The following is a 6,070-nucleotide window of genomic DNA, read 5'->3' as shown; positions in this document are numbered from 1 at the left end:
GCGCGCATCTACCTGATGGGGCAATCCGCGGGCGCCGTGCATGTGGCGAGCTACGTGTCGCATCCGGAACTGCACAAGGTGAACGGTGGTGGAGTCGCCGGCGCCATCATGGTGTCCGGCATCTATGACCTCACCAGCTTGCCGCTCGGCGACCCCGAAATCGCCTATTTCGGCTCCGATCCGTCGCGCTATGCCGAGCGGTCGTCGCTGAAGGGGCTCGTGGAGAGCAAGACGCCGCTGATGTTCACCGCCGCCGAGCTCGATCCGCTCCGCTTCATCGAGCAGTACGACATGATGAAGCAGGCAACTTGCAAGAGCGCGAGGAGCTGCGCCCGCACCTACATGCTGCCGCAGCACAACCACATGTCGGAGGTCTATGCGATCAACACTGCGGATACGCGGCTGACGGATCAGGTATTGGAGTTCGTGAAGGCGGGGAAATAGAGCGCGGCCCGCCGCTTCGCTCAATGCCGGCCAGCGAGAGCGAGCGCGATCGCCCCGACCAGGATGAGACTGAGTGCCCAGATCGTATCCAGGTTGAACCAGCTCCGCGAAAGATATTGCAGCCCGAGATAACGGTAGACCAGCCACGCTGCACCTCCGCCGGCCGCGATCATGGCAACCGAGTGGACGACGGAGACGATCAACGCCATTCCGAGATTTGCGCCGACGAGCATGGCGGCAGCTTCATGTCCCCTGTCGAGGCCGGTGCTCTCGCACAGGCCGAGGTAGATCGGCACGAGCATCAGGCCGGCGCCATGGGCAATGGCCACCACGAATGACCAAAGCGCCAGTTGCGCCGGCTTTATCCTCGCGAGCACGCGCGGATGCCGCGGATAGACCAGCCGCAGCGCGCCGTAGGCGATCACGAGCAGGCTGGCGGCAAACTGGATCTGGGGCGCCCACTGGACAAGCGCCAGCAGCATCGCAAACGGCAGGAGCATCACCAGCATCGCCAGCAGATGACCGGCCGACAACGGCACGAGCGCAGCGAGCAGTGCCCGCGCGCTCTTGCCCATCATTCCCGCAGCGACCGCGAGCGGCCACCCCATCCCGGGATTGATCCCGTGGTAGAGGCCGCTCGCGACAATGGCCGCCCACAACCAGACCGCCGTGGCGTCCTGCCCTGCCATTCAGGCCGACGGATAGCAGAAGGAATCCGTCGAGCAGTCGCCGCCCTCGAGCCGGATCTGGTGCGCCCGGTAGCCTTGCGGGAAGTCGACCCAATAGTCCTTCGCCAGCTCCAGGCCGCCGTTCGCGCCGACATTGGCCATGACCTCGGCGCCCGGCACGCCATCGGGATAGAACTGGTCGTCCCAGGTCGAATACAGCGAGTTGGTCCAGTACACCCGCTTGCCGTCGCGGCTGATTTCGACCATTTGCGGACCGCCGCCGAACGGCTTGCCGTTGGGGTGCGGCGTGCGGCGCGCGATCCCGCCGATATGGACCGAGCCGGTGAGCTCCGGCTTGCGCGGGTCGGTCACATCGTACTGCCGCATCTCGCCGGTGCCCCAGCAGGAGACGTAGAGGAAGCGGTCATCCATCGACAGGTCGATGTCGGAGATCAGCGGCGGCACGGCGCCGAAACCCTGCAGCAGCGGCGGCAGCTTCTCCTTTGGCGCGGGCTCGGCCGGAACGGTTGCGGTCTTCTCGGCGCGGAATTTCCCGCCTTCGCGCCACCAGGTCCAGATCGATCCTTCGAGGTTGGTGGTGTCGACCACGACGCCGACAAAGCCGTACTCGCGCACGGGATCGTGCGCGGGCCGCACTTCGAGCGCCATCTGATGGTTGGCGCCGAGATCGATGGTCTGAACGTTGCGCCGGCCGCGCAAATCCCAGAAATGCAGGGAGTGGCCGTAGCGGTTCGACAGCAGGTCCTCGGGAACGATGCCGTTCTCGAACTGCGGCGGCAGCGCCCACTCGCTCGTCACCATGTAGTCGCGCGGCAGGTTCCACCAGAAATCATAGTGCCTGGTCTGCGGGCCGCGATCGAGCTCCCAGCGCCCCAGCACCTCGAACGTCTCGCAATCCATGATGAAGACGCCCGGAGGTCCGTCGGTGCCGTCCTTGCCGCCACCGCCGAGCGTAGAGACGTAGATGCCTTCCGGGCCGCAGTGGATGGTGTGAGGCCGTGAGTAGCCGGTCTTCTTGAACACCTCCTCGGGCTCGATGATCTTGTGGATCTTCGCCTTCGTCGGATCGGGCTTGGTATCGATGACGTAGATGCGGGAGGAACGCAGCCCGGGGATGATGAGATAACGCCGCTCGACGAAGGCGTGCCCGGTGAGCGGAGACAGGGCGGACGAGCAGGCGTTCCAGCCGAAATGATGAAACTCGTCGCCCTTGTTCGGCATCGTCACGGTGTGGACGATCTGGCTGTAGGTCGGCGAGCCCTTCTTGACGTCGACCACCGCCAGCGCGTCCGGTTTCGAGAAATCCGGACTGAGCAGCAATGTGTAGGCAAAGTTCTCGGGCGGAGCTTCCATTGCAAGCTTGGGCGATGCATAGAACGTGGGATCGGGCCTCATGTTCATGGTACTGCCTCCCAGTTTGTTTCATTCTGCGCCACACGCGATCGGGCATCCGAATCGGCAACAAGGCTTGAATGCGGATTTCCTGTAGTCCTCCTCTGATTTCCTTCGGATGTGCACGATGCAATTTACTCTACGCCCATTGCCGCGAGAGTGCCATTCACGTGAGTGCCAAATCCTGCGCTGACATGCCTTCCTCCTGGTGGGCATTCGGACCAATCTGCCGCAGCTCCGCCCAGGACCAAAAGGTGCTATTCTTGGCCGATGAAGGTCGAAGAAATCGCCGAAGCCGTTGTCAAGCTGCCGCCGGATGAACTAGCCCGCTTCCGCCGCTGGTTCGCCGCGTTCGAGGCGGGCCGCGCCAATCATGCCGACGAACTCGGCTCCACTGCGACCAGGCTCGGCCGCTTCGCCGGCCGTGCCTTCGCCGAATTGCGACGGCGCGCAAAGGACCGCGAGTCTTAACTCGCCCCCGCCCCGCTCCCGGCACAGCTTAGCCCAGTACTGCAGCCGCTTCCTGATCTCGCACGCGAAGCCTCGCTCGGGAAGATCGCAAAACGTCTGCTGCCCTCCGCGCGAACGCTTCGCGTTCGCAACGAGCGAAATCCTTCAACAGGAAAAATTGGTTGTGCTTGACGCTGATCATTACCTGGAAGTAGTTTCCGGTGCGGAGGTGGATTCTCCTAACAGCATTTGGCGTTGCGTGTCGTTGCCGAATTGAGGGAACTCGGGAATGCATGTCATCGCTATGGCCACGCAAAAGGGCGGGAGCGGCAAGAGTACGCTCTCCATCGGACTTGCCGTCGCCGCGATGGAAGACGGTCGGCGCGTCGCGGTGATCGAGGCAGATGCCCAGGGCACGGTATCGAAATGGAAGGAGCGGCGCGCCGATCCATATCCTCGCGTTTATCGCGCCGCCGGCCCTGCCGAGATCGAGCAAACGATACATCGCATCGAGGCGGATGGACTCTGGCTCGTGATCATCGATACCGCCGCCGCGACCAACAGCCTGGCCACCAGCGCTATCGCTAACGCTGACCTTTGTCTCATTCCGGCTCGCCCGAGCCCCGCCGATATCGAAGCGGCGATACCCACGTTGATGGCCATTCGCAGGCTCAATCGCCGATTTGCCTTCGTTCTCAATCAAACGCCGCCACGCGGCTGCCGGCTGAGCGAGGCCGCGGCTTCGCTCAGTTCGCTCGGGGTGCTTGCCCTTCCCTACATCGTGCAGCGCAACGACCACCAGGACGCGCTCGGGTTGGGCTTGGCCGCGACGGAATTTGAACCTGATGGCAAAGCGTCGGAGGAAATGCGCGCCCTGTGGCGCTGGGTCTCGAAACAGCTCATTGGAGGATCCATCGATCATGAGCAAACTGCGATCAAAGCCAATTTCCAGCGGCGCGCGGCGTGCGCGCCGCTCGCTCGTGGAACTCACGGCAGCGGCGGTGAGTAGTGCCGTCCAGGACGACCTGTTGGAGACGCCTGCCGCCTCGCCCGCCGCCTCCCCGGAGAAAATCTCGCCGGTTGAGGAGGTTGGAGGTGCCGCCAGGCACCTGGCTGGTAGTCCGCTGGCAGATGATCGGTCCGTCGCTGGGGAGGCACCGGCAGCGGTTCGTGTTTCCATCCCTGAGGCTGCATCGAACGCAGGCAAGTTCCAGGATTCCGGTCGAAACGACGCCACGACCGAGATGGCGGTCCGGATTGCCAAGGACTATCAGGCCAGTGTTTTGGACAGCATGAAGGCCAGCATGAATGCTGCGCTGGACTATGCAAAAGGTCTCGCCAACTCGCGAACGCCCACCGATGCGGCGTCGATGACGGCGCAGCGCGAGGAGGAGAATAACTCGCCGGCTCTGGACGCGGCGACCGAATATCGCACCGAGGCATTCGATCTGATGAAAACGAACATGAGCGCAACACTGGAATATGCGCATCAATTGATCAGTACGAAATCGTCCGCGGAATTCATCGAGCTATCGAGCACGCAGGCGCGAAAGCAATTCGAGTTGATCTTGAAGCAAGCGAGCGCGCTGCGATCGTTTGCGGAGACGATGACGATGAACCACGAGAGGACCCCACATGAGCACGACGACGAAGCTTGAAGCCGATGCTGCGAGAGAAATTTCGCGGTCAGACGGTGAATCCTGCGCGGCGGCGTCTACGGACGGACCGGCGCATTCCCTGGCGGACCTGGTTGAGCAGGGGTTTGCGCGTGTCAAAGACACGCATGAAAGAATGTCCCACCTGCTGGAGGAAGCCAGCGAGACTTTCAACCAGGCGTTCATGGCTGCGAGCAGAAGCTCGAACGAGTTCCGTATGCAAATGATCGAGATGATGCAGGCGAACATGCGCGCCGGGCTCGATGCGTCCAGGCAACTTGCTACCGCCAAGTCGCCGTCTGAGTTCGCCGAGATTTCAGCCCATCAGACGCGCAGGCACCTCGAAACCATGACAGTGCAAGCACAGGAGCTCTCCAAGATCACCGACAAGGTGGTGAAGAGCGCCGCATCATCGATCCGCGCCATCTCGGAGAAGTCAAGGCTTGCGGGCTGTTAGGCTGAGACGATCGACCGCCCCCGCGTCCAACGCCGAGCCAGGGCGGGCGCTGCCTAGCCCCCGCCCCGCTCCCTCCGCAGCTTCGCCCAGTAGTCCAGCCGCTTCCTGATCTCGCGCTCGAAGCCGCGCTCGGGCGGATCGTAGAAGCTCCGCCGGCCCAGCGCTTCCGGAAAATAGTCCTGGCCGGAAAAGGCGTCGGGCGCGTCGTGGTCGTATTCGTATCCGGAACCGTAGCCTTCCGACTTCATCAGCTTGGTCGGCGAGTTGAGGATGTGCTTTGGCGGCAGCAGCGAGCCTGCTTCCTTGGCGGTGCGCATCGCCGCGCCAAACGCCGCATACATCGCGTTGGATTTCGGCGCGGTGGCGCAATAGACCACGGCCTGCGCGATGGCGAGTTCGCCCTCGGGAGACCCAAGGAAATCGAAGGCGTCCTTGGCGGCGTTGGCGATCACCAGCGCCTGCGGATCGGCAAGGCCGATGTCCTCCACGGCCATGCGGACCACGCGGCGCGCCAGGAACAGCGGGTCCTCGCCGGCGTCGAGCATGCGGGCGAGATAATACAGCGCCGCATCCGGATCGGAGCCGCGTACCGATTTGTGCAGGGCCGAGATCAGGTTGTAATGGCCGTCCGCGGACTTGTCGTAGATCGGGGCGCGTCGCTGCAGGATGTCCTGCAACTGCGCGGCGTTGAATATCTCGTCCTTGCGGGCGGAGCGCCAGACTTCCTCGGCAAGCGTCAGTGCGGCGCGGCCGTCGCCGTCGGCCATGCGGGCGAGCGCGGCGCGCGCTTCGGCATCGAGCGGCAGCTTCCTGCCCTCGACCGCTTCGGCATGGGCGAACAGCTTTTCGATCGCCTCGGCATCCAGCGAGTGAAACACCAGCACGCGGGCGCGCGACAGCAGCGCCGCGTTGAGCTCGAAGGACGGGTTTTCCGTGGTGGCGCCGACCAGCACCACCGTGCCGTCTTCCATCACGGGCAGGAA

8 protein-coding genes are annotated in these 6,070 nt (G+C 63.5%); 5 read left to right on the top strand and 3 right to left on the bottom strand.

The genetic code is table 11. From position 1 onward, the window contains the following. The coding region (locus ACT4OC_RS22135; protein WP_444841170.1) for an alpha/beta hydrolase family protein at nt 1-444 on the top strand (444 nt) is incomplete at its 5' end. Between the two features lie 20 nt (nt 445-464). On the opposite strand, the gene ACT4OC_RS22130 is transcribed toward ACT4OC_RS22135, so the two are convergent. Beyond that, nucleotides 465-1,133: a hypothetical protein gene (locus tag ACT4OC_RS22130; RefSeq protein WP_444841169.1), complete on the bottom strand. Its 669-nt coding sequence runs from the start codon at nt 1,131-1,133 to the stop codon at nt 465-467. After that, a complete protein-coding gene (locus ACT4OC_RS22125; protein WP_444841168.1) occupies nt 1,134-2,534 on the bottom strand; it encodes a selenium-binding protein SBP56-related protein in 1,401 nt (466 codons plus the stop codon). A gap of 261 nt (nt 2,535-2,795) precedes the next feature. On the opposite strand from ACT4OC_RS22125, the gene ACT4OC_RS22120 reads away from it, so the two are divergent. From ACT4OC_RS22120 to ACT4OC_RS22105, 4 genes are all read left to right on the top strand, one after another. Then, a complete protein-coding gene (locus ACT4OC_RS22120; RefSeq protein WP_444841167.1) occupies nt 2,796-2,996 on the top strand; it encodes a hypothetical protein in 201 nt (66 codons plus the stop codon). 268 nt (nt 2,997-3,264) lie between these two features. Further along, nucleotides 3,265-3,984 (top strand): AAA family ATPase, encoded by a 720-nt coding sequence (locus tag ACT4OC_RS22115; RefSeq protein ID WP_444841166.1) that lies wholly within the window; start codon nt 3,265-3,267, stop codon nt 3,982-3,984. After that, nucleotides 3,896-4,633, top strand: coding sequence for a phasin family protein (locus tag ACT4OC_RS22110; RefSeq protein ID WP_444841165.1), 738 nt, complete (start codon nt 3,896-3,898; stop codon nt 4,631-4,633). The genes ACT4OC_RS22115 and ACT4OC_RS22110 overlap by 89 nt, the downstream gene beginning before the upstream one ends. Next, nucleotides 4,611-5,087, top strand: coding sequence for a phasin family protein (locus tag ACT4OC_RS22105; protein WP_444841164.1), 477 nt, complete (start codon nt 4,611-4,613; stop codon nt 5,085-5,087). Before ACT4OC_RS22110 ends, ACT4OC_RS22105 begins: the two co-directional genes overlap by 23 nt. 53 nt (nt 5,088-5,140) lie before the next feature. On the opposite strand, the gene ACT4OC_RS22100 is transcribed toward ACT4OC_RS22105, so the two are convergent. Beyond that, the coding region (locus ACT4OC_RS22100; protein ID WP_444841163.1) for a replication-associated recombination protein A at nt 5,141-6,070 on the bottom strand (930 nt) is incomplete at its 5' end.

Origin of the sequence: Bradyrhizobium sp., from assembly GCF_052389815.1 — a bacterium.
Taxonomy (GTDB): domain Bacteria; phylum Pseudomonadota; class Alphaproteobacteria; order Rhizobiales; family Xanthobacteraceae; genus Bradyrhizobium.
This window is presented reverse-complemented; position numbering and strand designations above follow the sequence as displayed.